This is a genomic window from Corynebacterium sp. S7 (genome assembly GCF_054401105.1).
In genome coordinates this window covers 458,396-483,531 of the sequence record NZ_CM136760.1, presented here as the reverse complement: position 1 = coordinate 483,531, position 25,136 = coordinate 458,396, and the positions used below count along the sequence as shown (strand labels likewise).

General features: G+C 57.4%; 25 protein-coding genes. 3 read left to right on the top strand and 22 right to left on the bottom strand.

The window, feature by feature from the left end:
- Positions 1–15 precede the first annotated feature (15 nt).
- The 10 genes from ACXZ66_RS02375 to ACXZ66_RS02330 form a co-directional block, all read right to left on the bottom strand.
- The gene (locus ACXZ66_RS02375; protein WP_458750230.1) at positions 16–954 is read right to left on the bottom strand and encodes an endonuclease/exonuclease/phosphatase family protein; all 939 of its coding nucleotides are present in this window, start codon (positions 952–954) and stop codon (positions 16–18) included.
- Positions 955–3,546 (bottom strand): heavy metal translocating P-type ATPase, encoded by a 2,592-nt coding sequence (locus ACXZ66_RS02370; RefSeq protein ID WP_458750228.1) that lies wholly within the window; start codon positions 3,544–3,546, stop codon positions 955–957.
- A 39-nt stretch (positions 3,547–3,585) separates the two neighbouring features.
- A complete protein-coding gene (locus tag ACXZ66_RS02365) occupies positions 3,586–4,071 on the bottom strand; it encodes a hypothetical protein (protein ID WP_458750226.1) in 486 nt (161 codons plus the stop codon).
- On the bottom strand, positions 4,071–4,727 hold the full coding sequence (locus tag ACXZ66_RS02360) for a hypothetical protein (RefSeq protein WP_458750225.1): 657 nt from the start codon (positions 4,725–4,727) through the stop codon (positions 4,071–4,073). The genes ACXZ66_RS02365 and ACXZ66_RS02360 overlap by 1 nt, the downstream gene beginning before the upstream one ends.
- Positions 4,727–5,725, bottom strand: a complete 999-nt coding sequence (gene hemB / locus ACXZ66_RS02355) for a porphobilinogen synthase (protein WP_458750224.1) — start codon at positions 5,723–5,725, stop codon at positions 4,727–4,729. Before hemB ends, ACXZ66_RS02360 begins: the two co-directional genes overlap by 1 nt.
- A gap of 43 nt (positions 5,726–5,768) precedes the next feature.
- A complete protein-coding gene (locus ACXZ66_RS02350) occupies positions 5,769–7,478 on the bottom strand; it encodes a bifunctional uroporphyrinogen-III C-methyltransferase/uroporphyrinogen-III synthase (protein WP_458750223.1) in 1,710 nt (569 codons plus the stop codon).
- 340 nt (positions 7,479–7,818) lie between these two features.
- Positions 7,819–8,178 (bottom strand): hypothetical protein, encoded by a 360-nt coding sequence (locus tag ACXZ66_RS02345; RefSeq protein WP_458750222.1) that lies wholly within the window; start codon positions 8,176–8,178, stop codon positions 7,819–7,821.
- A gap of 2 nt (positions 8,179–8,180) precedes the next feature.
- Positions 8,181–9,062, bottom strand: a complete 882-nt coding sequence (hemC, locus tag ACXZ66_RS02340; RefSeq protein WP_458750220.1) for a hydroxymethylbilane synthase — start codon at positions 9,060–9,062, stop codon at positions 8,181–8,183.
- A complete protein-coding gene (locus tag ACXZ66_RS02335) occupies positions 9,063–10,391 on the bottom strand; it encodes a glutamyl-tRNA reductase (RefSeq protein ID WP_458751240.1) in 1,329 nt (442 codons plus the stop codon).
- Positions 10,392–10,488: 97 nt separating this feature from the next.
- A complete protein-coding gene (locus ACXZ66_RS02330; RefSeq protein ID WP_458751239.1) occupies positions 10,489–10,710 on the bottom strand; it encodes a glutaredoxin family protein in 222 nt (73 codons plus the stop codon).
- A gap of 117 nt (positions 10,711–10,827) precedes the next feature.
- On the opposite strand from ACXZ66_RS02330, the gene ACXZ66_RS02325 reads away from it, so the two are divergent.
- Positions 10,828–11,868: an HAD family hydrolase gene (locus ACXZ66_RS02325; protein ID WP_458750219.1), complete on the top strand. Its 1,041-nt coding sequence runs from the start codon at positions 10,828–10,830 to the stop codon at positions 11,866–11,868.
- A 63-nt stretch (positions 11,869–11,931) separates the two neighbouring features.
- Here the strand turns inward: ACXZ66_RS02325 and ACXZ66_RS02320 are convergent, their stop codons facing one another.
- From ACXZ66_RS02320 to ACXZ66_RS02300, 5 genes are all read right to left on the bottom strand, one after another.
- Positions 11,932–12,033 carry a 30S ribosomal protein bS22 gene (locus tag ACXZ66_RS02320; protein ID WP_012359487.1) on the bottom strand — a complete coding sequence of 34 codons (102 nt, stop codon included), beginning with the start codon at positions 12,031–12,033 and terminating at the stop codon, positions 11,932–11,934.
- 240 nt (positions 12,034–12,273) lie between these two features.
- Positions 12,274–12,465 (bottom strand): helix-turn-helix domain-containing protein, encoded by a 192-nt coding sequence (locus ACXZ66_RS02315; RefSeq protein WP_018297855.1) that lies wholly within the window; start codon positions 12,463–12,465, stop codon positions 12,274–12,276.
- 143 nt (positions 12,466–12,608) lie between these two features.
- Positions 12,609–13,424: a pyrroline-5-carboxylate reductase gene (gene proC / locus ACXZ66_RS02310; RefSeq protein ID WP_458750218.1), complete on the bottom strand. Its 816-nt coding sequence runs from the start codon at positions 13,422–13,424 to the stop codon at positions 12,609–12,611.
- 40 nt (positions 13,425–13,464) lie between these two features.
- Positions 13,465–14,238, bottom strand: a complete 774-nt coding sequence (locus tag ACXZ66_RS02305; RefSeq protein ID WP_458750217.1) for a hypothetical protein — start codon at positions 14,236–14,238, stop codon at positions 13,465–13,467.
- Positions 14,239–15,183, bottom strand: a complete 945-nt coding sequence (locus ACXZ66_RS02300; protein ID WP_458750215.1) for a Ppx/GppA family phosphatase — start codon at positions 15,181–15,183, stop codon at positions 14,239–14,241.
- A 34-nt stretch (positions 15,184–15,217) separates the two neighbouring features.
- Here ACXZ66_RS02300 and ACXZ66_RS02295 point away from each other — a divergent pair, with 34 nt between their 5' ends.
- Positions 15,218–16,096, top strand: a complete 879-nt coding sequence (locus tag ACXZ66_RS02295) for a hypothetical protein (RefSeq protein ID WP_458750214.1) — start codon at positions 15,218–15,220, stop codon at positions 16,094–16,096.
- Positions 16,097–16,105: 9 nt separating this feature from the next.
- Here ACXZ66_RS02295 and ACXZ66_RS02290 read toward each other — a convergent pair whose 3' ends face one another.
- The 7 genes from ACXZ66_RS02290 to ACXZ66_RS02260 form a co-directional block, all read right to left on the bottom strand.
- Entirely contained in the window at positions 16,106–16,798 is a 693-nt protein-coding gene (locus ACXZ66_RS02290; protein WP_018297860.1) for a response regulator transcription factor, read from the bottom strand.
- Positions 16,795–18,048, bottom strand: coding sequence for a sensor histidine kinase (locus ACXZ66_RS02285; protein ID WP_458750212.1), 1,254 nt, complete (start codon positions 18,046–18,048; stop codon positions 16,795–16,797). The genes ACXZ66_RS02290 and ACXZ66_RS02285 overlap by 4 nt, the downstream gene beginning before the upstream one ends.
- Positions 18,049–18,079: 31 nt before the next feature.
- Positions 18,080–18,826 carry a phosphoglyceromutase gene (locus ACXZ66_RS02280; RefSeq protein ID WP_458750211.1) on the bottom strand — a complete coding sequence of 249 codons (747 nt, stop codon included), beginning with the start codon at positions 18,824–18,826 and terminating at the stop codon, positions 18,080–18,082.
- A 51-nt stretch (positions 18,827–18,877) separates the two neighbouring features.
- On the bottom strand, positions 18,878–20,143 hold the full coding sequence (gene mshA, locus ACXZ66_RS02275) for a D-inositol-3-phosphate glycosyltransferase (RefSeq protein WP_458750210.1): 1,266 nt from the start codon (positions 20,141–20,143) through the stop codon (positions 18,878–18,880).
- Between the two features lie 100 nt (positions 20,144–20,243).
- Positions 20,244–20,885, bottom strand: a complete 642-nt coding sequence (locus tag ACXZ66_RS02270; protein ID WP_458750208.1) for a LutC/YkgG family protein — start codon at positions 20,883–20,885, stop codon at positions 20,244–20,246.
- Entirely contained in the window at positions 20,882–22,525 is a 1,644-nt protein-coding gene (locus ACXZ66_RS02265) for a lactate utilization protein B (protein WP_458750206.1), read from the bottom strand. The genes ACXZ66_RS02270 and ACXZ66_RS02265 overlap by 4 nt, the downstream gene beginning before the upstream one ends.
- A complete protein-coding gene (locus tag ACXZ66_RS02260; RefSeq protein WP_458750204.1) occupies positions 22,525–23,328 on the bottom strand; it encodes a (Fe-S)-binding protein in 804 nt (267 codons plus the stop codon). The genes ACXZ66_RS02265 and ACXZ66_RS02260 overlap by 1 nt, the downstream gene beginning before the upstream one ends.
- A gap of 247 nt (positions 23,329–23,575) precedes the next feature.
- Between ACXZ66_RS02260 and ACXZ66_RS02255 the strand changes: the two genes are divergently transcribed.
- Positions 23,576–25,072 (top strand): HNH endonuclease signature motif containing protein, encoded by a 1,497-nt coding sequence (locus tag ACXZ66_RS02255; RefSeq protein WP_458750203.1) that lies wholly within the window; start codon positions 23,576–23,578, stop codon positions 25,070–25,072.
- Positions 25,073–25,136: the final 64 nt, after the last annotated feature.

The following is a 25,136-nucleotide window of genomic DNA, read 5'->3' as shown; positions in this document are numbered from 1 at the left end:
GTGGCAATTCTAGCCCTAATAACCGGCCTCCTCAGCCGAAGGAAGAGTCACCGTGACCGCGAGCGCTACGTGATCCGAGCGCCCAATTTTCACAGCATCACACTTGGAAACCTGCATCTCAGGGGAGACAAAAACATGATCAATCTGCGTGCGCATCCACCCCGGTACCGCCGCGGGCCACGTGCCTGCCTGTTTTCCACCCTGTTTTCCACACTGCTGAAATGCATCCACGAGTTGTTCACGCTCGGCCAGCACCCCGTGGCGCAGCGTCGCATTGAAATCACCGGCCACAATCACATTCTCGGCACCGTCGAACTCCCCCACCCGCGCAAGGTCGCCCTCCCACTGATTCATCAGCCCAGGAGTGGGAGGCGCCGAATGCAGGCCAACAATCTTCGGCAGGCCCTCATGCTCAATCGCGACGGCACCGAAGGTGATATCAGGAGCTGTGCCCTGCGCATAGTTGCTTATCGACGACGCCACTGCCACCGTTGTGTTGCCCTCCTCAGAAGTAAATAGCCGATAATTCGAGCCACGGAAAGCAATCTCGGCGCGCTTCAGATCTGTCTCGGGCAACACAAACACATCGGGATGGAAACGCGCATGCAGCTTCTTGAAGTCGGCCGCTGTAAAGGTCTCCTTGGAGTTGTAGGTAACTAGCGAAAGGTGTTGGTTTGCAGCACTTGCAGAAGTTGTCGCGACGGGAACCGGTGCAAGTGGCGAGGCGTGCGGGAAGATCACCAGCAGCGCTGCAGCAACCGAGACCGCCGTGGCAGGCACGCGCAACCGGCGCGATTTCCAGGCGATCAGCACGCCAACGACGATCAGCAAAATGCCGACAAGGTGCGGGAACGCCAACACATGCGCGAATCCCGGCACGGTGCTTAAAAGACCAGGGGCAAGCGCGAGTACTACGCAGAGGGCAGCAAGCCCCCACAACACGATGGAGAGCATTTAGTCGCGCGGGAATTTCTTCACAGATACAGATCGTGCCTCGACAAACAGTGAGGCACCGAGCATCAGCACGGTCGCGGCCATGGGGTGCAGCACACCCGAGACAGCCACGACCATGACGCTGAGGTTGTAAATCCAGGAGAAGACGATGTTGCGGTCGATGACCGAACACACCCTGCGGGCCTGTTCGATGAGTTCGGGGATGGCCGAGACGTCGTCGCGAAGCACGACAACCGAAAGCTCACGTCGCATATCGCGACCGAGGTCAAGGTTCTCCCCGGCGCCGACGAGTATGCCGACGTCGGAAGCGCGCAGTGAAGAGATGACAGACTTGTCGCCGACGGTGGCCACGCACCCGCCTTGGGTATGCACGGAGCGCACTGCTCCAGGTTTGTCGTTGGGCTCAATGCCCGCGAGCACCGTGGAAATGCCAAGGTGGTCGGCGAAGCGACGCGCAACCGGATAAATATCGCGCGAGAGCATCACCGTTTCAATGCCCATTTCCTCGAGGCGATCGATGGAATCTCCGGCATCGTCCTTGACTGGGTCGTAGAGGGTGATTACGCCTCGGTCCTTGCCCTTCCAGCGCACCACGATCGGGGTTCCGCCGGAGGTCGCGGCAGCGGCGAGGCGTCCGCGCAGCCGGGACAGGTTGGTCGGGCGCCACAGCATGGCCTCAACCTGGTGTACCTGGGTTTCCCCGCGGTCATCCTTCGTGGTGATGTCAATGCGGGCCTTATAGCTGCCATCAGGTGCGGACTCGAAGTGAGAGACATCGATCCAGTGCGGGATTTCCGTGTCGTCGGAGGCATTGTCGCGGGCTTCCCGCGCTGCGCGCACCAGGGCTTGGGAGACGGGGTGGTCTGATTCCATCGAGAGCGCACCAGCAACGCGGAGCACCATATCGGGGTTTTCGCCACGCTCGGCAGTCACCGATTCCACGTACATGCCCGGCTCCACCAAGGTGCCCACGCGGTTGAAGATCACCGTGTCTACCCGATCGAGGCGGCGCAGCGTCGAGCCATCGCGCACCATGATGCCGTTGCGCGCCGCCGCTTCCAGTCCCAGGCGCACCGCCAGAGAAGGCGACAGTGCAAGCGCGGTCGGCGCGACTGAGGCCAGAACCGCCAGTGCCGTAGCCATAGCGGCGTTGAAATTATTAGTCAGCGCCACCCACGCAATGAAGTCGACGATCGCCAACGCAATCGCCACCGGGATCAGCCACGACGCCGTGCGCGTGGACAGGAAGGTGGCATGATTTTGATGCTCAGCGGCCTCAAGTACCCAGCGCCTAATCGCCGCCAGACGGGTGCGGTGCCCCGTGCGTTCCACGCGGACCTTGATTTTTCCCGAGATAATCTGGGCTCCGGCATAGACCTGCGCGCCGACTTTCACCTTGGTGTCTTCTTGCGTATCGACGATTCCCGGGTCCAACGTGCAGGATCCACCCATCACACGCCCATCCACCGGGATGATGTCGCCGGATTTCAACGCAATATCATCGCCACGGTTCACCTCAGCCAAAGGAACTTTGGACTGGGTGATCGCACCCGTTGAACGATTCCTCTTGCTGACCTTGACCAACGTGGCAGGATCGACGCGTTGCTTGTCCATCTCTTCGACGAAGCTGGGGCGCGCACGCATAGTCCACAGCCTGCCTGCGAGCAGCAGGACTGTCATGCCGCAGGCGACATCGAGGAAGAGCTCGCCGTCTGCCAGTGTGCTGTGGTTAAAGGCCAACCACTTCGGCGAGGAGGTCCACCCGATTTCGCCCGCAGGCGTGGCCACGAGCAACGCGATTGACCAGGCATAAGAGACGAGAATGGCAAGCGAACTCGCACCGTCGAGCGCCGTCAACCCTCTGCGGACACCGCCGACAAGGGCGCGGTGAAAAGGCCACGCGCACCACAGCACCACCGGTGTCGCCGCAGCCAGTGCAACCCACTGCCAGCCAGGGAACTGGAGATCACGGAAATAGGACATCAAAACTACCGGGATGGAAAACACCAGTGCCACAATGAGGCGCAGAGGTGTGACCAGAGTGCGGGCGGTATACAGCACGTCGCTGCCCTGGGTATCCCGACGAGACTGGTTTGCCGATTCCTTTAAGAAGCCGGCTGAGCGTGCACTATCAAGAGCTTTTGCTTCTTCATTTTGGTGTCGACGCAATGTTGGGGACACACCCGAGGATCCACGCGCGTATCGTCGATAAGCAACTGACTCCGGCATCCTTAACCCTGCGATGCGACGCCGCAGCGACGTCTCCGTCATCGTTGCCGTCACGCCGAACTGCTCGATGACGCGAACGATCTCTGAGGGATCGGTAATGTCGGGAGCCGTCACCCACACCTTCTTATCGGGGTAGACCAAGCGCGCGCGAACGCCGGGAAGTGCCTCGAGTGCGCTTTCAATCTCTCCGACGTCAGGCGCATCGGGCAGATTTTCCAGATCGAATGAATACGACACCTTGGGCCGATTCTCGATCTGTTGCGAATACGCCGACGTTTCGTCGATGTCTACGCCAGCTTGGCGCGCTGCATCCACGGCCGAATCAATGGCCTCTGCTGCTTTATCTTGTTGGGGAGCAGTCACAATTCGATCGTGCCCTTCCTGTTGCCCTGAGAAAACCTGCTAATAATTATTGCTCTTAGCAGAAATATACGCGTTCGAAGTCGGGCGGAAAATAAAAAGCGCAGCAAAAGCCAAAATTACTACGATTACCATCATGACAAGGCCACCCACACGCAGGGCAAAGCCCGCCACGTTGAAGAAACACGCCAAGGCGATACACACAGCGAGGATCCGGCGTGCCTTCTTTGAGCCTTGACGCAGATACGGAGCGGCACCGCCCATGATCAGGGCAGCGACGATGTTGAAAACCGACAGGAACCACATGTTGCGCATGTAGGCATCGCGCATCTCGGTATCGGCCGGATCGCCGGGGAAACCAGCAGAGATCATCAGCAGCGCGCTAAGCACCATGAGGATGGCGCCTACAACGATCAGCCAGAAACCAATTTGCAGGGCCCTCGGCCAGTCATCGCCGACCTTAGGTTCCTCATATCGCCGATTTCGGTCGTCCGGGTGGGCACTAAACGAAGGAAACATCGACGGCATTAATTGCTCTTTCCTGATTTATCGTTCTTGTACTTATCTTTTTCTTCGCGGGCTTTCAGGAGCTTTTTCAAGTCTTCGTCTTCGCCAGTCCACTTCAGAACTTCATCGCGTCCCGCAAGTATGATGCCACAAATAGCTGCGACGGCAACTGCAATCTGCACTACCCCATCGATAGCCACCAACCACACAGGAACATCGGAGGCCACCGAGGTGGTCAAAAATACCAGCAGTAGGCGGAAGGCGAAGAAGAAGGAGAAGAGGTAGAGCAGGCGCCGGGCATAGCCCGCCCACTTGTGTCTGCGGGCGAAGAGGATCAGCATCCACGCCAATAGACCGACAATGGCAAGTGTGACCAAGGCCATCATGAAGATGGAGAGGTACACCGACATATTCACTACCGAGTCAGGGATCGCCGCACCATCTTGTGCGCTCTGATTTGCAGTATCGCTTGCGGCTTGGCGCAGGGCGGTCGGATCCACAATGCTGGAAATAATACTGATCAGCTGGTGGATCAGCTCGCCGCCTATGGCAACCGCCCAGACGAGAACCACCGCGCGGACGGTTTCCGGCATCTCACGCTTCTTCTTCGCGGGCTCCTGCTTCGAAGGTGGCGGCTGTTGTGTTTGGGGTGGTGCCGATTGGGGGGAAACTTCCATTACGCAAGTGCCTTAGCTGCATCGACGGCGAAATAGGTCAAGATCTGGTTTGCTCCGGCGCGCTTGATTGAGGTCAGCGACTCCAACATCACCGCATTCAAATCCACCCAGCCATTGCGGCCGGCGGCCTGAATCATCGCGTATTCGCCCGAGACTTGGTAGGCAGCAACGGGCACTGGCGACATTTCGGCAACCTTCGTCAACACATCCAGGTATGGCATGGCAGGCTTGACCATGACGAAGTCCGCGCCCTCGTCGATATCCATCTGCACCTCAAGCAAGGACTCGCGCACGTTGGCGGGATCCTGCTGGTAGGTGCGGCGATCGCCCTGCAGCGAGGAACCCACGGCCTCGCGGAAGGGACCGAAGAATGCGGAGGCGTACTTCGCGGAGTAAGCCATGATGGCCACGTCTTGGAAACCATTGTCGTCCAGGGCTTGGCGGATGGCCTCGATCTGGCCGTCCATCATGCCCGAGGGGCTGACAATATGTGCGCCGGCCTCGGCCTGGGCTACTGCCATGCGCTGGTACAACTCAACGGTGCCATCATTATCAACTACCGAATTGCCGTAGCGATCTGTGGACAAGATCCCGCAGTGCCCGTGATCGGTGAACTCATCCAGGCAGGTATCGGCCATGATGAGGACGTCGTTTCCGAATTCTTCGCGCAGGCGGGTGAGGTTACGGTTCAACACACCCTCTGGATCCCAAGAAACCGAACCCTGGGCATCCTTGTCCTCATCGAGTGGGACGCCGAAGAGGTCAATGCTTTTAATTCCGGCATTAGCGGCCTCTTCGACAGCACGCACCAAAGAATCCGAGGTGTGCTGGTACACGCCAGGCATCGACGAGATTTCCTTCTTCTCATCGATCCCGTCTGCAACGAACATTGGCAAAATGAAATCCGCCGGGTGAAGGCGGGTTTCAGCAACCAACTCGCGCATTGCGGGGTTCTGGCGTAGGCGACGGGGACGGCGGGGGAAATCAAAAGTGCTCACGGAGATCTATCCTACCGCCACGTGTTTCCCCAGCAAGGTTCCCTTAGGCGCTTTCCACGCTCTTGCGACGTGCACGACGCTTCTTGCGTGGAGGCGGCAACTGCCCTGCTGCACGCAGGGTGGCTACGTGGTCGGCCAGTGCGTCGACAAGCGATGGGACATCGGCGACCTCGGGCACGACGTCGACGCGCAAACCTTGCTCCCTGGCTTCTGCTGCCGTCATTGGCCCGATGCAGGCGATGATCGTGCGCTGGTGCGGTTTACCTGCGATGCCGACGAGGTTTTTCACCGTCGATGCCGAGGTGAAGCATACGGCGTCGAAGCCGCCCGACTTGATCATGTCGCGCACCTCAGGTGCGGGTGGAGCGGCGCGCACGGTGCGGTAGGCCACCACGTCGTCGACTTCCCAGCCCAGGTCATGCAGGCCTTCGACAAGCACGTCGGTGCCCAGATCCGCGCGAGGCAAAAGCACGCGCGAGACTGGGTCGATGTCCTCGACGTATTCAGGGAAGACCTCGACAAGACCTGCTGCGTTTTGCTTCTTGCGGTGCGGGACAAGCTCCGGGGTCATGCCTTTCGCGCGAATCGCATCGGCGGTCTTCGTCCCCACGGCAGCTAGGTGCACACCGGCAAAGGAGCGGGCATCAAGGCCGGACTCCTCGAATTTGTCCCAGACAGCATTCACTGCATTAACTGATGTAAATACGACCCACTGGTAGCGACCTTCGACGATGCCCTTGATGGCACGGTCCATCTGCGCCGGATTGCGCGGTGGCTCCATGGAAATCGTCGGCACCGACTGTGGGATCGCGCCGTAGCCGCTCAAACGAGTGGACATGGCTGCAGCCTGCTCTTTCGAGCGTGGGACAAGAACGCGCCAGCCGTAGAGCGGACGGTTTTCCCACCAGGAGTACTTCGTGCGATCGTCCACGGCCGTGCCCAAAGTGACCACGAGCTGACCCGGCAAATCCGCATCGAGCTTGCCCAGGGTGCCCAAGGTGGCATCAAAAGTGCGCTGCAGGCGCGTGGTGCCATTGGTGGTCACGTACACGGGAGTGGTTGCGGCAAACCCGCGAGCCATCAATTCCTCAGAGATCACGGGCAGGTCGTCGGCCTCGGCTTGAAGCACCAACGGCTGCGGAGCCTGGGCCAACTGATCCCAATCCACCGGCTGGTTAGCAACATCGGCTTCGGTGTAGGTAGAACCCAACCCAATACCGGCAAAAGAAGGCACGGTCGACGGCAGGGACATGCCTGGCACGACCTGGAACTCCAGGCCCGCGTTTGCGATGGCCGAGATTTCCTCCATGACAGAATCACGGGTCAACGGGTTACCGGAGACCAGACGGATCACGTCGCCATCGCCGGCCTCGCCTTCCGCGATCGACTCCGCAGAAAGCGCAACTACGCGCTGGAGTTGTTCCACAACTTCAGCGGTTCCCTCGACTGCCTCTTCGATCTCGGCAGCGGAAGGGTCCTCGGGCTTCGGCGGTTTGCGACGCGCGCCAGCTTCCTTCGCCTCGGCGCACATCTGCTCATACTCTTTGCGAGCAGCTTCCTTCTTCACCTGAGGTACCGGGAGGTTTTCGCCAATAACCGCACGCACTCCGTCGAGCACATCAGCATCCACCACCGCATAGGTGTTGTTTGCCAGCACTTCACGCGCGCGGACGGTAAGGAGATCAGGGTTGCCCGGGCCTGCACCGACAAAGATGATTCTTCCCGGTTGTGGCGACTGAGGGGCCTTGGTCATAGACGGTTCTTTTCTAAGTCGGGCTCACCGGAAGACGCACGGATATGATCGGGCGCCTTGGCCTAGCAAGCCAAAATTTCAAGCATGTTTACGGGTTCTAAGAAAGTTGAACAGCCCCACATTTTTGCAGGTAGATGCATTAAGACCAACATCTGGAAACTTCAAAAAGGCCCTAAAGGGACCAGATGCAGGGCTGCTTAATCAACGTATGATATTTACACCTTAATTTAGGAAGCCCATAAAGAAAAAACGGCGCTATCTTACTTCCTGACTTAACCCCGTTTTACATCGGGTCGGGTTTGAGTTGCACCCGCAATTAGTGCCCCATTTAATGGCCTAATTAATGAGAGGTCAGACTCTCCAACTTCGCCGCATATTCCTTGGCATTCGGCGTGGACAGGACGATCGTGGAGTAGGTTGCGTCCTTCAATTCGATGACAATGCCCGCACCGCGTCGGTGGCAGATGGCCAGCACGCGGTCGTCGATATCGCGATTCATTGTGCCCGTATAGGTCAGGTTTGGGATGTTGGTCGCCGAGGTGCGCTTGCCCTGGCCAAGGGCCTCACGGGTATCATCCACGCAGGTCGCCGAAACAATCGAGCGCAGCGGGATAGTCAGATGGGAGCGCCGACCGACAATCTTCTCCCACCAATCCAGGGTGACGGTCAATCGGTCGTCAGCAATACTCAGGCGTGCCATAGTTACCCGATGATACGCGCTGCGCCCCTTGCAATGAGCAAATCAGCCACATCGCGCCCCAATTTCTTTGGATCCGTTCCCTGCGCCGTCTCAACCAGCTGCGTTGTCCCGTCGAGGGAGAACACGCCGGCGTGCAAGGTAATCGTGTCGCCGTCGAGCTCCGCGTAGGAGGCAACGGGGGCAGTACAGCCGGCTTCCAATGCGGCCAATACGGTCCGTTCTGCCATGACCGCGGTGAAGACGGAGTCGTCGGCAAGCGAATCGATGGCGGCGCGGGAGCGTTCGTCGTCGACACGCGACTCAACTGCGAGCGCGCCCTGTGCCGGCGCGGGCATGATCACGGTCGGGTCGAAGATTTGGGTGGCGCGGTCGCCGAGCCCCACGCGCGAGATGCCCGCGTAGGCCAGGACCACTGCATCGAGTTCACCCTCGGTGACCTTGCCCATGCGCGTGTCAATGTTGCCGCGCAGTGGGCGAATGTCCAGGTCAGGACGCTGCGCCTTGAGCTGCGAGATGCGTCGGGGCGCAGAGGTACCCACGCGGGCACCCTCTGGCAGCGTGTCTAGGGTGAGTCCGTCGCGGGCGATGAGCGCTTCACGACGATCCTCCCGGACCGGAGTAATCAAATGCGTGCGTGGCTCGTGTGCGGTGGGCAGATCCTTGAAAGAGTGCACGGCAATGTCGCACTCGTCGCGGAAAAGCGCCTCGCGCAGAGCCGCGGTGAACACGCCAACGCCGATGCGCTCGACCGGGGCCATGTTCACGTCGCCAGCAGTGGTGACAATATGCAGCTCGGTCTCGAATCCAGCGGCGTTCATGGCGTCGCGCTGGTGGCCTGCCTGGGTAGTGGCAAGCTTCGATCCACGGGTTCCAATTTTCAGCATCTACTTCTCCTTCTGTCCGTCGAGCTGATCAAGTCCCGGCAGCTGCTGCGCGTCCACGGACACAGCAGGCGGGGTCTGTACTGGCAGGTCAAAGAGCTCTTGCAGCGCCGACTCATAAGAAATCACGCCATCGCCTGCGGCCCATTCCTTGACCTTCACGGTCGGCTTGTGCAGCAGTTTGTCCACGACTCGCTTCATGCTCCGAGCAACTTCGCGCAGCTCTTCTTCATCGAGGTGGGGCAGTTTGGATTGCAGTCGGCGATATTCCTCGTCGACAAGCGAGGCCGCGGAGCGACGCAACTGGGTCACGGCCGGGGTGATGTCACGCACGCGTTGCGACGAAGAGTAGCTGGCCAGCTCTTCTTCAATAATTGCTTCTGCGCCGCGGTGCGCCTCTGATTCCGCATCCCCGCCTTGGCGCTTTTCGTGCAGGTACTCAATATTGACCAGCTGGACGCCCGGCTTGGAGGTAACACTGTCGTCGATATCGCGGGGCAGGGACAGGTCAACCAGCATCACGGGGCCCGAAATGTCGTCGGCGGTGATCGTGAATTCGTCGGTGGCAGTTGCGGATACTGCCACGTCGACGCGCCCGAGGGCACCCGCACGAGCCTCGAAGTCCACGACCTCGGCGGAAACGCCAGCCTCACGGGCGTGCTCTGCCAGGCGCTCGGCGCGGGAGCGGGTGCGATTGGCAATAATCAGTTTGTCAATCCCGCGCTTGCCCAGGTGAGTCGCAGCAAGCGAGGCCATTGCGCCGGCACCCAAAACGAGGGCGGTCTTGCCCTTGAAATCATCGACGCCCATGGCAGCTTCAGCCTCGTCCAGAGCGTAGGTGACCATAGAGGCACCCTCGTCGTCAATTTCTGTCTCGGCGTGCACGCGCTTGCCCGCACGAAGCGAGGTTTGCGCAAGTGCGTGCAGGCCTGGGCCCACGGTGCCGCGTGCCTGTGCGTCTTGGTAGGAGGAGCGGACCTGCCCGATGATCTGTTGTTCGCCGATCACCATCGAATCCAACCCAGAAGCCACCGTCATCATGTGCTCGGCGGCGGCGTCGGCGTAGCGAACATAAAGGTAGCCGCGCAGCTCTTCCTCGCTGACCCCGGAGACCTCCCCCAGCACGTCGACGACGTCTTGCACGCCGGTATGAAAAGCGTTGGTGACCGTGTACACCTCAAGGCGGTTACAGGTCGAAATAATCATGGCCTCGGACAACGACTGCCGCTCGACCAACGCCGAGGTTGTCTGGGTCTGAACATTATCGTCCATACTGAGTCGCTCTAACAGTGCGACGGGTGCAGAACGATGGGACATTCCCACAACAAGCACACTCACGTAAGTCCTCCAGATAGCTTTTGAATCAAACCAAAGAATACCCCCTCGGGCTATCAATGCACCAAGAGGGGTTCCAACTTCAGTATTTTCTTCAGTTCTTAGCGAGCTCGAGTGCTAGTTCTTCGTTGTCAACTTCCCAACACGCGAACTCATCACCGTCAATCACTACAACAGGAACGCGGTCGCCATATTCCAGCGCGAGTTCCTGGCTTGCATCAACGTCAACGAGTTCTAGCGTCGCATCTGCGGCCTCGATCACCGGGGCGATTTGTTTTGCCACGCGCTCGCATGATCCGCAGGTTTCGCGCACCATCAGCTCGACAGTCTTTGCCACTGCTGGCTCCTTCTTTTCTTCTTGCCGGGCGTACTGGGCTCAACCCGCCTAACATGGATAAGGTTACCCGCCGCCGAGAAAGGACCGTACCCGGCCGTGCCATCGGAGAGTTTTCCCTCTAGCCCGCAAGATTTCTTGGCTAATTGGACCGCCTCGCGCGGAAATGTTCGTCGCTTCTTAGAAGACACGGCTATTCCGCCGATTGACGACGAGACGCAGCGCGAAGCAGGACTGGCTGCCGCAGCGGCCGCTGTCGAGGAAACCTTTGGCATTGACCTGAAGGAATTCGAATCTGGATACGATTCCGTCACCGGTGCATTTACCGTGGCAGGAAGCCAGCACATCACCCTTCCGGACCCTGACGTCCCGCAAGACACCCACGCCGCAGCCTTCTTCGACGTGGACAATACAGTCATCCAGGGTTCTTCCCTGATCATGTTTGCCCTAGGCCTTGCCAAGAAGCGCTACTTTAAGCTCAGCGAAATCATCCCAATTGCCTTCAAGCAGCTGCGTTACCGGTTCAGTGGCAAGGAAAATGCCAAGGACATGCAATCCGGTCGCGAGCAGGCCTTGGAATTTGTGAAGGGCAAAGACGTTGCTGTGCTACGCGAGCTGTGTGAAGAGATCGTGGACAACTCGATGCTGGACAAGAGCTATTCCGGCACCATCGAGCTGGCCAAGATGCACTTAGCTGCGGGCCAGCAGGTGTGGCTCGTGTCCGCAACCCCGGTACAAATCGGGCAGATCCTAGCGGATCGCTTCGGCTTTACTGGCGCTCTCGGCACGGTTGCCGAGGAGAAGGACGGAAAGTTCACCGGCCGACTCGTCGGAGACATTTTGCACGGCCCCGGCAAGAAGCATGCCGTGGCTGCCCTGGCGGCCATTCAGCAGCTGGATCTGGAGCAGTGTACCGCCTACTCGGATTCCATCAACGACATTCCGATGTTGAGCATGGTGGGAACTCCCGTTGCCATTAACCCGGACAAGCAGCTCAAGGCTGAAGCTGAACGACGCGGCTGGACGGTCCGCGACTACCGCAGTATGCGCCGAGCCGTGCGCACCTGGGGCGTGCCAGCGCTTGTCACGGCCGGGTTTTCTCTTCTCGGCTGGAAGCGTTTCCGGAACCGGTCAAAATAAAACAATCCCGGTGGCCCCACTAGCTGCGGGATGACCGGGATTGTATGCGCAAGGCAAGTAGAATTACTTGCCCAGCTTACGACGCTGCACGCGAGTACGCTTCAGCATCTTGCGGTGCTTCTTCTTCGACATGCGCTTACGACGCTTCTTAATTACTGAACCCATAAGGTTTCCTCAATTCTTCGTTGTACGTACAAATAAGTGTTGTGAGGGCGTGGACTTCCACGAGCGTGGCGCCGAGCTTGAGGTGCACACTCAAACGATCGCCATTCGTCAACACGAACGTCTCACAAGCATACAACCAGGGGCACCCACTGAAAAAACTGGGGCACCCACCGACCCTGCAACATGTTTGTAAACATGCTCAGAGAAAGTGGGTGCCCCAGTTAATCCGGGTTACCCGAACTACCCGACGTCGTACACCGACGAGTCGAGGTACTCGGTCACTGCCGACTCGTGCACGCGGAACGAACGTCCCACACGGACAGCTGGCAGCTCACCGGAGTGAACCAAGCGATACACCGTCATCTTTGAGACGCGCATGATCTCCGCGACCTCTGCGACGGTGAGGAACTTACCCTTATCTTCGTTTGCCATATGTTAGTTAACCCTTCAGCAAGCGGCGCGCTGTAGGCTTCCCCTCCCACAGGACTAACACGCACGTGCCTGGACTAGTCTAGCGTGAATCATGTGACTCTTGCGACCTAAGTGCAACATTTCGTACAAGAAATTTACAGGTTTCAGCGTCCGCCCAGCTCACGGGAGCGCTGAGCGTTCTTTTCTAGTGCCCGATAGAAGGCTCCGCGCAAGCCCGACTCCTCGAGTTCGCGGATTGCAGCCGCAGTTGTGCCCGCTGGCGAGGTCACCCCGGCGCGCAGTGCCACCGGGTCCGCGTCTTCTTGTTCCAGCATGGCTCCCGCGCCTGCGATAGTGGCGTTGGTGAGCTCGCGTGCAACATCGCGGGTCAGGCCGAGGGACACGCCTGCGTCGATAAGCGTCTCTGCGACGAGGAAAATGTATGCCGGGCCGGAACCGGATACCGCCGTCACGGCATCCATCTGCGACTCAGGGACCACCACAACCGTCCCTGTAGCCCCCAGGAGCCCCACAACGGCCTCTGTTTGCTCCTCAGAGGCGTGCTTGCCAGGGCTGAGCGCGCTGACTCCCTTGCCCACGAGCATCGGCGTATTCGGCATGACCCTCATTACGGGGGTACCGGCGACCGGGATGGCTTCTTCCATCTGCTCCAGGGTGATGCCTGCAGCCATGGACACAACGATCGTGGAGATGTCGTTGGTGGCAATGGTTTCTGCGATCTCCTCGATCACTGCGAGGATACCGGCCGGCTTGACGCACAAAAAGACCACGTCGGCGTTCGACGCGGCCTCTTCGTTGTCATTCGTAGAGTTGATGCCGTAGCGCTCCACGAGTTCTTCGCCGCGAGCTTCACGACGATTGGTAGCTGTAATACTTTTTGGGTCATGGCCAGCGGAAACTAGGCCCGAGATCAAGGCCTCACCGATCTGGCCACCACCGAGAACTGCAATTTTCTTCATGACATCAAGGGTGCCACATGATGCCAATCAATGAGAATTGCTAGAGAAAAACAATCAGCGCTGGCCCAAATGTCATCAACAGGCCAACCACACCGGCAAGGCCCATGGAGAAGCCGTCTCGCTCGGTGCGCATTGCTTTCACAACGCCGACCATGATCGCGGTGACCACGACAGCAAGCACGGCGACGAGCCACTTATTCAGGGTCTGCCAGAGGAATTCAAACCCGAGGAAGATAAGAACTCCCAGAACCAACCCGACAATGATCAAACCGATCAGAGCAAAGCCGTTGATGCCACCTTCTCGGTCTTCGTCCTGGGCTGGAGCTTGGGTCTGTTCAAGATCTTGTTCTTGGTCTTGTTCCGGCAGTTGTTCGAGCTGGGCCGAATCCTTGGACTTCGCGTCTGCCTCGAAATCGTGCTGGAGGTGCTCGTCCTTGACGGGTTGGAGCTTGCCCGTTTCCTCGACACTAGGTGAAGGTGCCGTTACCTTGGGCTTGGCTGGAACGTCGGTTTCTACCTTGCGAATCACATTGGTTTCATCAACCTGTGGCGACTTTTCAGCAGGCTTAGCGGGTTCGGGCTTGGGCTCTACCTCGGCCTTGGCAGCCTCCGTGTCCAACGGAACGGAAGAGTGCTTCGCTTCCACAGGTCGCTTTTCAACCTTGGGGATCGACCCGGTCAGCTCAGCGACCGAGATACCACCCTCCTCAAGGCTACGACGCCGACGACGGCGTGGGCGCTCAGCCTCCGGCTGCTCTTTCTGCGCGCGGGCGAGAAGCTCGGCGACTGTCAATTGCTTGTCATCGTCTGACATCTACTCGTCATCTCCTCCGTCGAGTCCTTTATCAATACGAGTCAGGATCACTCCCTCACGCAGTGCCCAAGGACAGATTTCTAACTTCTCAAGCTTCAATGCTCGCATGGAAGCCTCAGCAACGAGGGCGCCCGCAACAATCTGATGCGACCGATCGGCGCTGATACCTTCCAACTCTGCACGATCTGCAGCCGTCATGCGAGAAATAAAAGCAATAAGTTGACGCAAACCTGGCGCTGTAAGTGTACGTTTAACAAACGGTCCAGCGGAGGAAGGCTCTGCACCGGTGAGTCGCGCGAGGGTACGGAACGTCTTCGAAGTAGCCACGGCGTGACCAGTTGGACCCAGCGCGGCGAACTGTTGCGCAGGTTCTGCAAGCTCAGCGTCAATAAAGTCACGCAGCGCGTTAATCTTCTTGCGCTCAGGTGGATCGGTATCAAACCATTCGTGGGTCAAGCGGCCCGCACCAAGGTTCAGCGATACCGCCAAGTCCGGAACCTCGTCATTACCGGTAGAAATCTCCAAGGAGCCACCCCCGATGTCTAGGTTGGTGATGCGACCAGCAGACCATCCGTACCAACGACGCGCTGCCAAGAAGGTGAGTTCGGCTTCCTCTACGCCCGAAAGAACTTCGAGACGAACGCCAGTTTCCTTCTCAACATGATCTAGCACTTCCTCCGAGTTCGTTGCCGAGCGTACTGCAGAGGTGGCAATGGGGATGATCTCGACGCACTTGAGCTTCTTCGCCAGATCAGTTGCCTCACCGACAGCACTGGTTAGCTTTGCAACGCCTTTGTCGTCGATGGCGCCATCGTCGTCAAGCATCTCTACAAGCCGCAACGACTGCTTCCAGTCACTCATCGGCGACGGGCGTCCGCCGTCTCGGGCGTCTACTGCAACAAGATGAACGGTGTTGCTGCCCACATCTAATACACCTAGTCTCACACGTTCTAGGGTAGACGGTCTACCGTGTGGAAGTGTGAATCAACCTGTCTTTCTTGAATTTCCCGCACAATCTCCTGCAGGAAAATCCATCCTTGCTGGGCGCGAAGTGCCGCCCGATTTCGCCCGCGAATGGCTCGAGTTCAACCTTCCGGACGACCCTCATCACTACTTCTCTATCGACCTGACCTGGGTAGAATCCACCTGGCAGTGTCGTTTTGGCACCTCTGCCTGCCACGGTATCGACGAGAATTTGCCCGTGGTGGGCTGCTGCATCCACGGGGCATATTTGTCAGATGAAACCGACCGCGACGAGCTCTACGACGCCGTCGCCGAAATGCCCGCCAAGTATTGGGAGCTGCGTCCCGACGATGTTGATTCCTACATCGAAGCGGCCAACCCCGCCATCCTCGAGCCATGGCTCGAGTGGGACGACGACGAGGATGAACCGTCGCTGAAGACAGCGCGCGTCGATGGGGCATGCATTTTCGCTAATCGACGATCAACCGGCGCCGGACCTGGGTGCGCGCTGCACCAATGGGCAATGGCCGAAGGTCGCAACATTATTTCTTCCAAGCCAGAAGTGTGCTGGCAGGTGCCATTCTCACGCGAAGATGCGTGGGAAGAGCGCCCAGACGGACAAGAGATTTTGCGCACCACGATTGGTGAATACGACCGTCGCCAATGGGGCGGGGGTGGCGAAGACTTCGACTGGTGGTGCACCGGAGACAGCGAATGCCACACCGGCGGGGTGCCAGTGTGGCAATCGATGGAAAAAGAGTTGCGTCAGCTTATTGGTAACGAGCCTTACGAGTACGTAGCCGAGCACTGCCGGAAGCGCTCGGAGCTGCCCAGCGAGTTCAAGTCCGTGCACCCTGCAACCGCGCTTGCGGCTGAGAAAGATGCTCTGGCTTAGGCCGTCGGGCTAAGCCTCGAACTTGTAGCCCAGCCCGCGGACAGTAACCAACTGCTTCGGGCGTGAGGGCTCCACCTCGATCTTGGAGCGCAAACGCTTTACGTGAACGTCCAAGGTCTTGGTGTCGCCGACATAATCGGCACCCCAAATCCTGTCGATCAACTGACCACGAGTGAGTACGCGACCTGCATTGCGAAGCAAGTACTCCAGCAAGTCGAACTCCTTCAGTGGCATGGGGACTGGCTGGTCGTCGACAAGCACTGTGTGCCTCTCAACATCCATCTTGACCCTGCCGCCCTCGAGGATCTGATCCTCGGACTCTTCCGTTTCTTCCGCCTCCGGGCCGCGGCGCAGGACCGCACGGATGCGGGCGATGAGCTCGCGGGAGGAGTACGGCTTGGTGACGTAATCGTCGGCGCCGAGCTCGAGACCAACAACCTTATCGATCTCGGAATCGCGCGCCGTAACCATAATGATCGGTACCATTGACACCGCACGAAGCTGCTTGCACACATCAGTGCCCGACATGCCGGGAAGCATCAGGTCTAGGAGAACCAAATCAACGTCGTTGGCATCAAACTCCTCAAGAGCTGTGCGGCCGTCTGGAGCAACGATGGCTTCAAAGCCCTCCTTGCGCAGCAAATATGCCAACGGATCTGCGAGCGATTCCTCGTCTTCAACAATGAGGATGGTCGTCGTCATTGCTTCTCCTTTTCTTTCCTACGTGCAGTAGCACGAGTTACCGCTTCCCGGAATGTTGGAGTTGACGGTTGATCGCCATCCTCCAAAAGCTCTGGTTGTTCGGGCTCCGGCTCTGGAACATAAATGGGAAGTTCGATTGTGAATGTAGACCCCGTCCCAGGACGAGACCACAACTTAATATTACCGCTATGGTTGGCAACCACATGCTTTACAATAGCGAGGCCCAAACCGGTGCCTCCGGTTTGCCTTGATCGCGCCTTGTCAACGCGGAAAAAGCGTTCGAAAACGCGTTTCTGATTCTCCGGCTCGATGCCAATTCCGCGGTCGGTCACGCGAATAAGTATCACATTATCGCGAGCAATCTTCTGAGTGATACTCACCGGCTGTGATTCGGATGAGTAGTTCACCGCGTTTGAGATGAGGTTAGATACCGCCATGACCAGCATGGATCGGTCCCCCATGACCTCCACCCCGGTATGATCGCCGCGGGTGAGTTTGATGCCTGCATTGTCCGCACTGATTTGGTTGCGCGACATTGCCTCGTCGATAACTTCGTCAACCTTCACCGGGGTCATCTCCGGCAGTGCTTCCGCGCCCTGGAGCTTCGACAGGCTGATCAGTTCCGAGATCAACTCCGCCATACGGTGTGACTCATTGAGCAACTTGTTGCCGAAGTACTCCACCATATCGGGGTCATTGGGGTCCTGAAGGAGCGCCTCTGCCAGAAGCGACATGCCGCCGACCGGTGTTTTCAGCTCGTGCGAGACATTGGCCACGAAGTCGCGGCGGGCGGACTCCATTCGAACATTTTCCGACTCGTCCGTGCCATAGACAATGATGAAATAGTTATCTACCAGCGTCAACGGCTTAATCAGCGCTTTGACGTCGGAAACGCGGTTGCCGGTGGAGCGGCGCGGCATTGCAAGATCAATGGTGCGGGTTTCCAAGTCATCGAAGACTTCTTTGCCAACAGCCCACACTTCAGGGTTTAGGGTCCGATCGTGCACAATGGCCATTTCGTGAGCGCGAGAGTTGGACAAAATCACGTCGCCAGAGCGGTCCACCACAGTAATGGCGGTGGGCGCTCCCTGTACAACAAGGTGAAGGACCTGGCTCACCGTAGTCACGCGGTTATCTTGCAGGCTCGCCGAATTACGTGCGCGGTCACGCCGCTCGTTTACCCACCGGACCACGGGAATCGCGGCCACGGTGAGGACGACACCTAAAACGAAAGCTAGAACAATGGACACCAAGTTAGTTTAAAAAACTCCGCCGAACCGACTACTTCTTGCCCTGATTTGCAACTGCAGCAGCACCAGCCGCAGCAGCTTCTGGATCCAGGTAAGTACCACCAGGATTGACTACCGTGCCATGCTCATCGAACTCGTACACCAGTGGCATACCAGTTGGGATGTTCAAAGCAGCGATGTCCTCATCGGAAATGCTGTCCAGGTACTTAACCAGCGCACGCAGGGAGTTACCGTGAGCTGCCACCATGACATTCTCACCCTTGATTACGCGAGGGCGGATCACGTCGATGAAGTAAGGAATCAGGCGCTCAACAACGTCCTTCAGGCACTCAGTGCGAGGAACCTCAGGAAGGAAAGCGTAGCGAGCATCAGCGGACTGCGAGTACTTGTTGTCCACATCGATCTCTGGTGGTGGAGTGTCGTAAGAACGGCGCCAAGTCATGAACAGCTCCTCGCCGAATTCCTCACGGATTTCAGCCTTGTTCAGACCCTGCAGCTTGCCGTAGTGGCGCTCGTTGAGGCGCCAGTTACGCACCACGGGGATCCAATGGCGGTCAGCCTCATTCAATGAGATGTTTGCGGTGCGGATTGCGCGACGCAGCAAAGAGGTGAACACAACATCTGGGAGCAGGCCCTCTTCCTTGAGGAGCTTGCCAGCGTTAACGGCTTCGTTTACGCCCTTCTCCGTCAAGTCGACATCGACCCAACCGGTGAACTGGTTCGATTCATTCCATTCGGACTGGCCATGGCGGACCAAGATCAATTTTCCGTTACTCATGCCTCCTAGTCTGCCATCTTCCGGTAGTTTTCGCTGGACAAATCCCCTGATTCAGGCGCCCTCGGCGCGGCGTGGCGATTCCTTCGGATCAATCTCAGCCAAAGTCTTCTCATACACGTGAAGCATCGAGCTTGCGGAGGCTTCCCACGAGAATTCCGCAGCCCGCTCTACTGCACGCTCACCCATGGCAATGCGCATCTCATCGTCGTCAAGCATGCGTTCGAGCGCATCTGCCCATGCAGTAGGTTCGTGCCCATCAACCAAGATGCCTGTCTCCCCGTCGGCGACGGCAACGGGCAGACCACCGACTCGCGCCGCGACAACCGGGGTGCCGGTCGCCTGGGCCTCGATTGCGACGAGGCCAAACGACTCGTTGTAGCTTGGAACTGCAACGACATCGGCAGCCTGGTAGATGGAGACGAGCTCCTCTGGAGGACGAGGTTCCAAGAAACGTACCCGGCGTGAGACACCAAGCTTGTGCGCCAAGGCTTGATAATATTCGACCGAAGAGGCACTTCCCGAGGCTCCACCGCAGATGAGCACCCGGATATTGCGATAGGGATCACGCTCGAGCATCACCGCGACGGCGCGAAGAAGTACCTGCGGGCCTTTGAACTCCTGAAGGCGACCAATGAACGCCACCACTTTCGTGTGCAGCGGGACACCGAGCGCACGACGAGCGTTTTCTGTATTGCGATTGGTTCCGGGAGTGAACAAAGTGGTGTCTGCTCCCGGTGTGACTACCTTGATTTTCGAATGATTAACGTCGTAGTGCATGCACAGAGCATCAATCTCGTCTTCCGTATTGACCACGAGCACGTCGGCATTATCGACGAGCTGCTGCTCGCAGATTCGCCGCGCCTCACTCTCTTGTGAATCGTCGGCTGAACGGTGCGCATTCTTCACGGCAGCCCAGGTGTGGCCGGTAAAGATGAGCGGAATATTCCACAAGTCGCGGAACAACCATCCGATCTGGCCTGAAAGCCAATAGTGGGCGTGAATCAGGTCGTAGTACAGCTCATTTTGGCGGGTGAACTGCACGATGCCACCAGCGAAGGCAGCAAGCTGGGTGGGAAGATCATCCTTTGATAGGCCTTCGAACGGGCCAGCGATGATATTGACAACCCGGAAATTCTCGCTGACATGCACAATTTCACCCTGGCTTGGCCGAGTCGCACGGGTGAACACGTCCACTTGGAGGCCTTTCTTCGCCAACTCGCGGGCAATATTAAGGACGTAGACGTTCATCCCTCCCGCGTCGCCGGAGCCTGGTTGTTCTAGTGGGGAGGTGTGCATGGAGATCATCGCAACGCGCATGTGAGCAATGATAATGCTTTCCTTTCCACAGTGGCCGGGGCGCAGGGGCGGGAGCTATCGTCGTGAAGCTAGGCTTCCTTCGGCTTAGGCTTCCTTCGGCCTAGGCTTCGAGGAAAATCACGTCGAGGGTGCGCGGACCGTGCACGCCCTCAACGCGGACGAGCTCAATGTCCGAGGTTGCGGATGGGCCCGAGATCATCGTGATGGGGGCTACCGGGTCGAGCCTTTCCAAAGACTCAGGGATCAGCTCGACCACTGTGTCTGCACGAACCACGCATATATGGTGGTCAGGGACGAGAGTGATCGCACGACGGCCCTCGTCATTCTGCCCCGAAAGGAAGATTGTCCCGGTCTCCGCACAGGACACCGTTGATGAGGTGAGCACAGCATCGATGTCATTGAGTTCTTCAGCGCTCAGCATCGTGCCTTCATCGCCGCCTCGCGTATCGACGATCCACTGGTACTGCTCCCCTTCTGGGCGCCACTTCTCGTCCAGCCCTGGTGGGATGACAACCTTTGCGCTCTCACCGAGCAATTGAGAGACGCGCCCTGCAATGGAGCCTTCGGTTTCGCGGTAGACATTGGCCTTGTAGTCGATCAGCCGGTCCTCGAGCATATCCAAAGTGTCGGCCCGATTTAGTGTGGAAACTCGCCGGTACTCACGAGGAACCTCTGGGATTGACGGCTGATCTGCCAATGCATTGCGGATGCCCGCGAGTATCTCGGTTTTTGCGTCGCTCACTGCTCGTCCTCTTTCTGCTTCTCAGATGGGCTAGTTGTATCGGTGCTGGTAGTTGTGCTGGTATCTGCTGTTCGCAGTCCACCGTCCTGTGCCACGCGCTCAGCTGATTCATTTTCGTGTTGCTTCCACCAGTTACGGAACGACTGCTTTGGAGGAGCTGGAATATCTCTCTGGTCTGTCCAGCCACCAACGATGCCGGGCAGCCAACTGATTTTGCGGTTTTTACCTGCGACTACGCGGCCAAGTGGCAGGGCACGCTCAGCTGCGGACATCCGCTTGCCCGAGGACATCATGACAGACGCTCCCTTCATGATTACGTCCATTTGGGAGGGCGGCGAGGGCAGCTTCCGCTTTGGTTTCGTAGTTGCCGATTCCTGGTCCTCTGCGTGCTGGTTCTCTGCGTGCTGGGCACGGACATCCTCGTCGCGCAGGTGCACCAAAATGTCCGGAATATTGATCTTGACCGGACATACTTGATAACAAGCCCCGCAAAGCGACGAAGCGTACGGCAGCGAGGCATTCTCTGCCGAAGTAATCCCGGTGAGCTGTGGCGACAGGATCGCCCCGATCGGCCCCGGATAAGTCGAACCGTAGGCGTGTCCGCCGGTCTGCTCATAAACGGGGCAAACGTTCAGGCAGGCCGAACAACGAATGCAGTGAAGCGCGGAACGACCTTTTTCGTCGTTGAGGACGGCGGAACGGCCATTATCTAGAAGCACGACGTGCATGTTTTGAGGGCCATCGCCTGGCGTAACCCCTGACCACATGGAGGTATAGGGATTCATTCGCTCGCCTGTAGACGAGCGAGGCAGCAACTGTAGAAAGACCTCTAGGTCAGAGAAGGTTGGCACCAACTTTTCAATCCCCATGACCGAAATCAGAGTATCGGGCAAGGTCAAACACATTCGGCCGTTACCTTCAGACTCGACGATGGTCAGCGTGCCCGAATCTGCCACACCAAAATTCGCACCCGAAATTGCAACATTTGTGGTTAAGAACTTATCACGCAGATAAGTGCGAGAAGCTTCTGCCAGGTCGTGAGGCTCGTTTGTCAGCTCAGGATCTACATCCGGCATCTCTTTCAGGACAATCTCGCGGATCTCGTCGCGGTTCCGGTGGATTGCCGGAACAAGAATATGGGAGGGCTTATCGTGGCCAAGCTGCACAATCAGCTCCGCCAGGTCAGTCTCGGTGGCAGTGATTCCATGACGATTCAGATGCTCCTCGAGGTTGATTTCCTGAGTAGCCATCGACTTAATCTTGATAACTTCTTTCGATCCAGTTTCCTCGACGAGCTTGGTAATAATCTCGTTCGCCTCAACTGCGTCACGCGCCCAATGAACATGTCCACCGCGTGCAGTGAAATTGCGCTCGAACTCTTCTAGCAGCTCGGGCAGCTGAGCCATCGTGCGTTCCTTCAGCGCTGAACCGGCATCGCGCAATTGCTCCCAATCAGGCAGCTCAGAAACTACGTGCCCGCGCTTATTTCGAATCGAATGAGTCGCGTGACCGATATTCTTCCGCATCTGGGTGTTCTTTAATTCGTGTTTCGCAGATTCAGGAAATGGAATATTGATGTGCACGTTGCTTATGTCAGATGCATGACGAACTCCCGGCATGCCCAGTGGTGTTGCAGCCATTATTTCACTCCTTCGGTGATGGAAAGCTCAACCGGACCCGAAACATCCAGCGGGTTAGCCCTAGTCGAAGCAAGGATTTCAGCTAAATGGATGGTGCCTAACGACGACTTCTTCCGCGACAGAGCGCCACCTAAATGAAGCAGGCACGATGCATCGCCACCGGTGCACAAATCTGCACCTGACTTTTCAATATTGCGGATCTTCGCATCTGCCATGGCACCGGAAACGTCAGGATTCTTAAAAGAGAATGTGCCACCAAATCCGCAGCATTCCTCAGCATCCGGCAATTCAAAAAACTCAATTCCCTCGACGGACTTCACCAGGTCTTTTTGCCGGTCACCGAGATTAAGCAGCCGCATTCCGTGGCACGAAGGATGATAGGTCACCTTCTGCGGAAACCACGATCCAAGTTGGGTTGCCGCATCGGTAATACCAAGCACATCGGTAAGCAGCTCAGAAAGCTCGTAGGTATTCGCCGCGACCTCTTCCGCTTCTTTCGCGAGGGCCTCGTCCCCACCTTCCCTCGCGATCATCGGTTGCTGATGCCCAAGCGACGCCACACACGAACCAGATGGTGCAACGGCCACATCATAGGTTTCCTTCGAAAAGGCCTGCACATGGTTCCGCACGACCGGCAATGCATCGTCGAAATACCCGGAATTCACATGCATTTGCGAGCAGCAACCCTGCCCCGATGGGAAAATCACCTGGTGGCCGAGCCTTTCAAGGATTCGAACAGTTGCATGCGCAACCTTCGGATACATGGCGTCAACGATACAAGTGCTAAAAAGTGCAATTTTCATATTTTCTCCGTTCGCCATCGAGTGAGTGTCACCCATCGTAGAACTGCAGTTTCTTCGTCGCCCCACTAATAAAAACCACTAATGATCCGGTTGCCGTTTAATCACTTTTCACTTATCGACGAATGTTCCCGCCTCAATTACCACCAACTTCATTAGAACATTCTTTCTATTTACTCTTGCACTTTCCATGATTGCATGTAGACTTCCAATTATCAAGTCGAACACAAGATCGAAATTAGGGGGGATCATGGCACGGAAAGTTAAACAAATCGTTGATCAGATAGAACAATCGCTCGAACAGCTTTCCGAGATCATGATGGACCCTGATTCGCTTTCTTTGTCCGACATCCACGAGGATTTTGAACGCCTCGAATCCGTTGTCAATCTGAAGGCAACAATTGACGCATCATTCGCCTATATCTGCGACCGCGATAATGCAGGCAAACTCGTCGGTGGAAATTATCCAATTGAATACTTAACTCAAAAGCTTGGACTGAGCCGTCGCGCCGGTTTTGATCGCATTGATCGTGGCAATTCTCTCTTTAAGCCGGTAGTTGTCCCTGAACCTGAGATCCTCCCCGACGACGAGGAAGCCAAGGCACGAGAAGAAGAGGAACGTAAGCGCCGGGAAGAAGAAGAGCGTAAGGCTCAGGCTCGCGCACGCCAACAGGCAAGGGACCGAAAGGCTTCAGAAGAAAAGCAGCGCATTATCAACCAAGCACTGCGGGACTTGTCCGAAAATTCCCAACCAGGACGAAACGAGATCTATGCCGAAGCAATGGAGGCCGCAAAAACACGTGGCCCCGAGGACCTCCGCAAATTCGTCGAAGCTCTAGTGAACAAGGCAAACCGAAATGCACGAGATACCTCTGGCAAGCGGGACCCATTCGAAGCCCATTCAAGGCGCAGTATTCATATTGGAGAACCAGACTCCCAAGGGATGAGCAAAATCACCATCATGGCTCCTGCAGGTGAAGCTGCCCAGATCAAGAGCCACATTGATGCTGGTTATGCCCCTGGAACCAATATCTCCGCCAACCCCGAGGACGATAAGCGCACTCGGTCGCAGCGTGGCTTCGATCAGTTCATGCAGATCATACGGTCATACTCAAACGAGAAATCCCAGCGCAACAAGGGTGTCGGCAGCGTGGTCTTATCCATCACTTTGGATGATCTCGCTGACGCAGACGAAACGACTCGGTTCGCAACCAACACGGGATTCGGCCTAAACTGCTTCGATATTCTTCGACTCGGTCTCACTGGAACTGACTTCATCCTTCAGGTCGATTCAGTTACCGGACTACCTCTTTCCATGGGCCGGACCCGCTTAGCTGATGTACACCTTCGGCTGGCGCTCATAGCAGCCCAGGCAGTTTGCGCCTGGTTCGGTTGTACAAAACCTTTCACCGAGTTAGAAATTCATCACATAAGAGCCTACATACAAGGCGGGATGACAGATATAGAAAATCTCATCGCCTTATGTCGAGAACACCACAGGTGCAATAATGACAATCGAGACGGAGCGGGAAACAAGGGTTACATCGACCGAGACCCTGAAACTGGCGATGTAGCAGTTATTCCTGCCAACGGTGGTGCGCCTCAACCCAACACCACTCACCCTTATGAACAGGCTGCCGCCCAGAGATTAAAACGTCGAAACAAATCGAAGGCTCCTGAACCTGGCAGGCAACCCGATCGTCTACTATTCCCTGTTCCTGACATTGATTCATCCACCACTGCCTAAGTTATCGGCTTTCGCAGTGGTGGCGACGTTGCCATTCCAGCCTCGTTATACTTGGCTGTTACAT

Excerpts from the sequence above, each read along its gene's own strand:
- ACXZ66_RS02375 (WP_458750230.1), bottom strand. The coding sequence starts at position 954 with ATGCTCTCCATCGTGTTGTGGGGGCTTGCTGCCCTCTGCGTAGTACTC.
- ACXZ66_RS02365 (WP_458750226.1), bottom strand. The coding sequence starts at position 4,071 with ATGCCGTCGATGTTTCCTTCGTTTAGTGCCCACCCGGACGACCGAAAT.
- ACXZ66_RS02360 (WP_458750225.1), bottom strand. The coding sequence starts at position 4,727 with ATGGAAGTTTCCCCCCAATCGGCACCACCCCAAACACAACAGCCGCCA.
- ACXZ66_RS02350 (WP_458750223.1), bottom strand. The coding sequence starts at position 7,478 with ATGACCAAGGCCCCTCAGTCGCCACAACCGGGAAGAATCATCTTTGTC.
- ACXZ66_RS02345 (WP_458750222.1), bottom strand. The coding sequence starts at position 8,178 with ATGGCACGCCTGAGTATTGCTGACGACCGATTGACCGTCACCCTGGAT.
- hemC (WP_458750220.1), bottom strand. The coding sequence starts at position 9,062 with ATGCTGAAAATTGGAACCCGTGGATCGAAGCTTGCCACTACCCAGGCA.
- ACXZ66_RS02330 (WP_458751239.1), bottom strand. The coding sequence starts at position 10,710 with ATGGTGCGCGAAACCTGCGGATCATGCGAGCGCGTGGCAAAACAAATC.
- ACXZ66_RS02320 (WP_012359487.1), bottom strand. The coding sequence starts at position 12,033 with ATGGGTTCAGTAATTAAGAAGCGTCGTAAGCGCATGTCGAAGAAGAAG.
- ACXZ66_RS02315 (WP_018297855.1), bottom strand. The coding sequence starts at position 12,465 with ATGGCAAACGAAGATAAGGGTAAGTTCCTCACCGTCGCAGAGGTCGCG.
- proC (WP_458750218.1), bottom strand. The coding sequence starts at position 13,424 with ATGAAGAAAATTGCAGTTCTCGGTGGTGGCCAGATCGGTGAGGCCTTG.
- ACXZ66_RS02305 (WP_458750217.1), bottom strand. The coding sequence starts at position 14,238 with ATGTCAGACGATGACAAGCAATTGACAGTCGCCGAGCTTCTCGCCCGC.
- ACXZ66_RS02290 (WP_018297860.1), bottom strand. The coding sequence starts at position 16,798 with ATGACGACGACCATCCTCATTGTTGAAGACGAGGAATCGCTCGCAGAT.
- ACXZ66_RS02280 (WP_458750211.1), bottom strand. The coding sequence starts at position 18,826 with ATGAGTAACGGAAAATTGATCTTGGTCCGCCATGGCCAGTCCGAATGG.
- mshA (WP_458750210.1), bottom strand. The coding sequence starts at position 20,143 with ATGCGCGTTGCGATGATCTCCATGCACACCTCCCCACTAGAACAACCA.
- ACXZ66_RS02265 (WP_458750206.1), bottom strand. The coding sequence starts at position 22,525 with ATGGCTGCAACACCACTGGGCATGCCGGGAGTTCGTCATGCATCTGAC.
- ACXZ66_RS02260 (WP_458750204.1), bottom strand. The coding sequence starts at position 23,328 with ATGAAAATTGCACTTTTTAGCACTTGTATCGTTGACGCCATGTATCCG.
- ACXZ66_RS02255 (WP_458750203.1), top strand. The coding sequence starts at position 23,576 with ATGGCACGGAAAGTTAAACAAATCGTTGATCAGATAGAACAATCGCTC.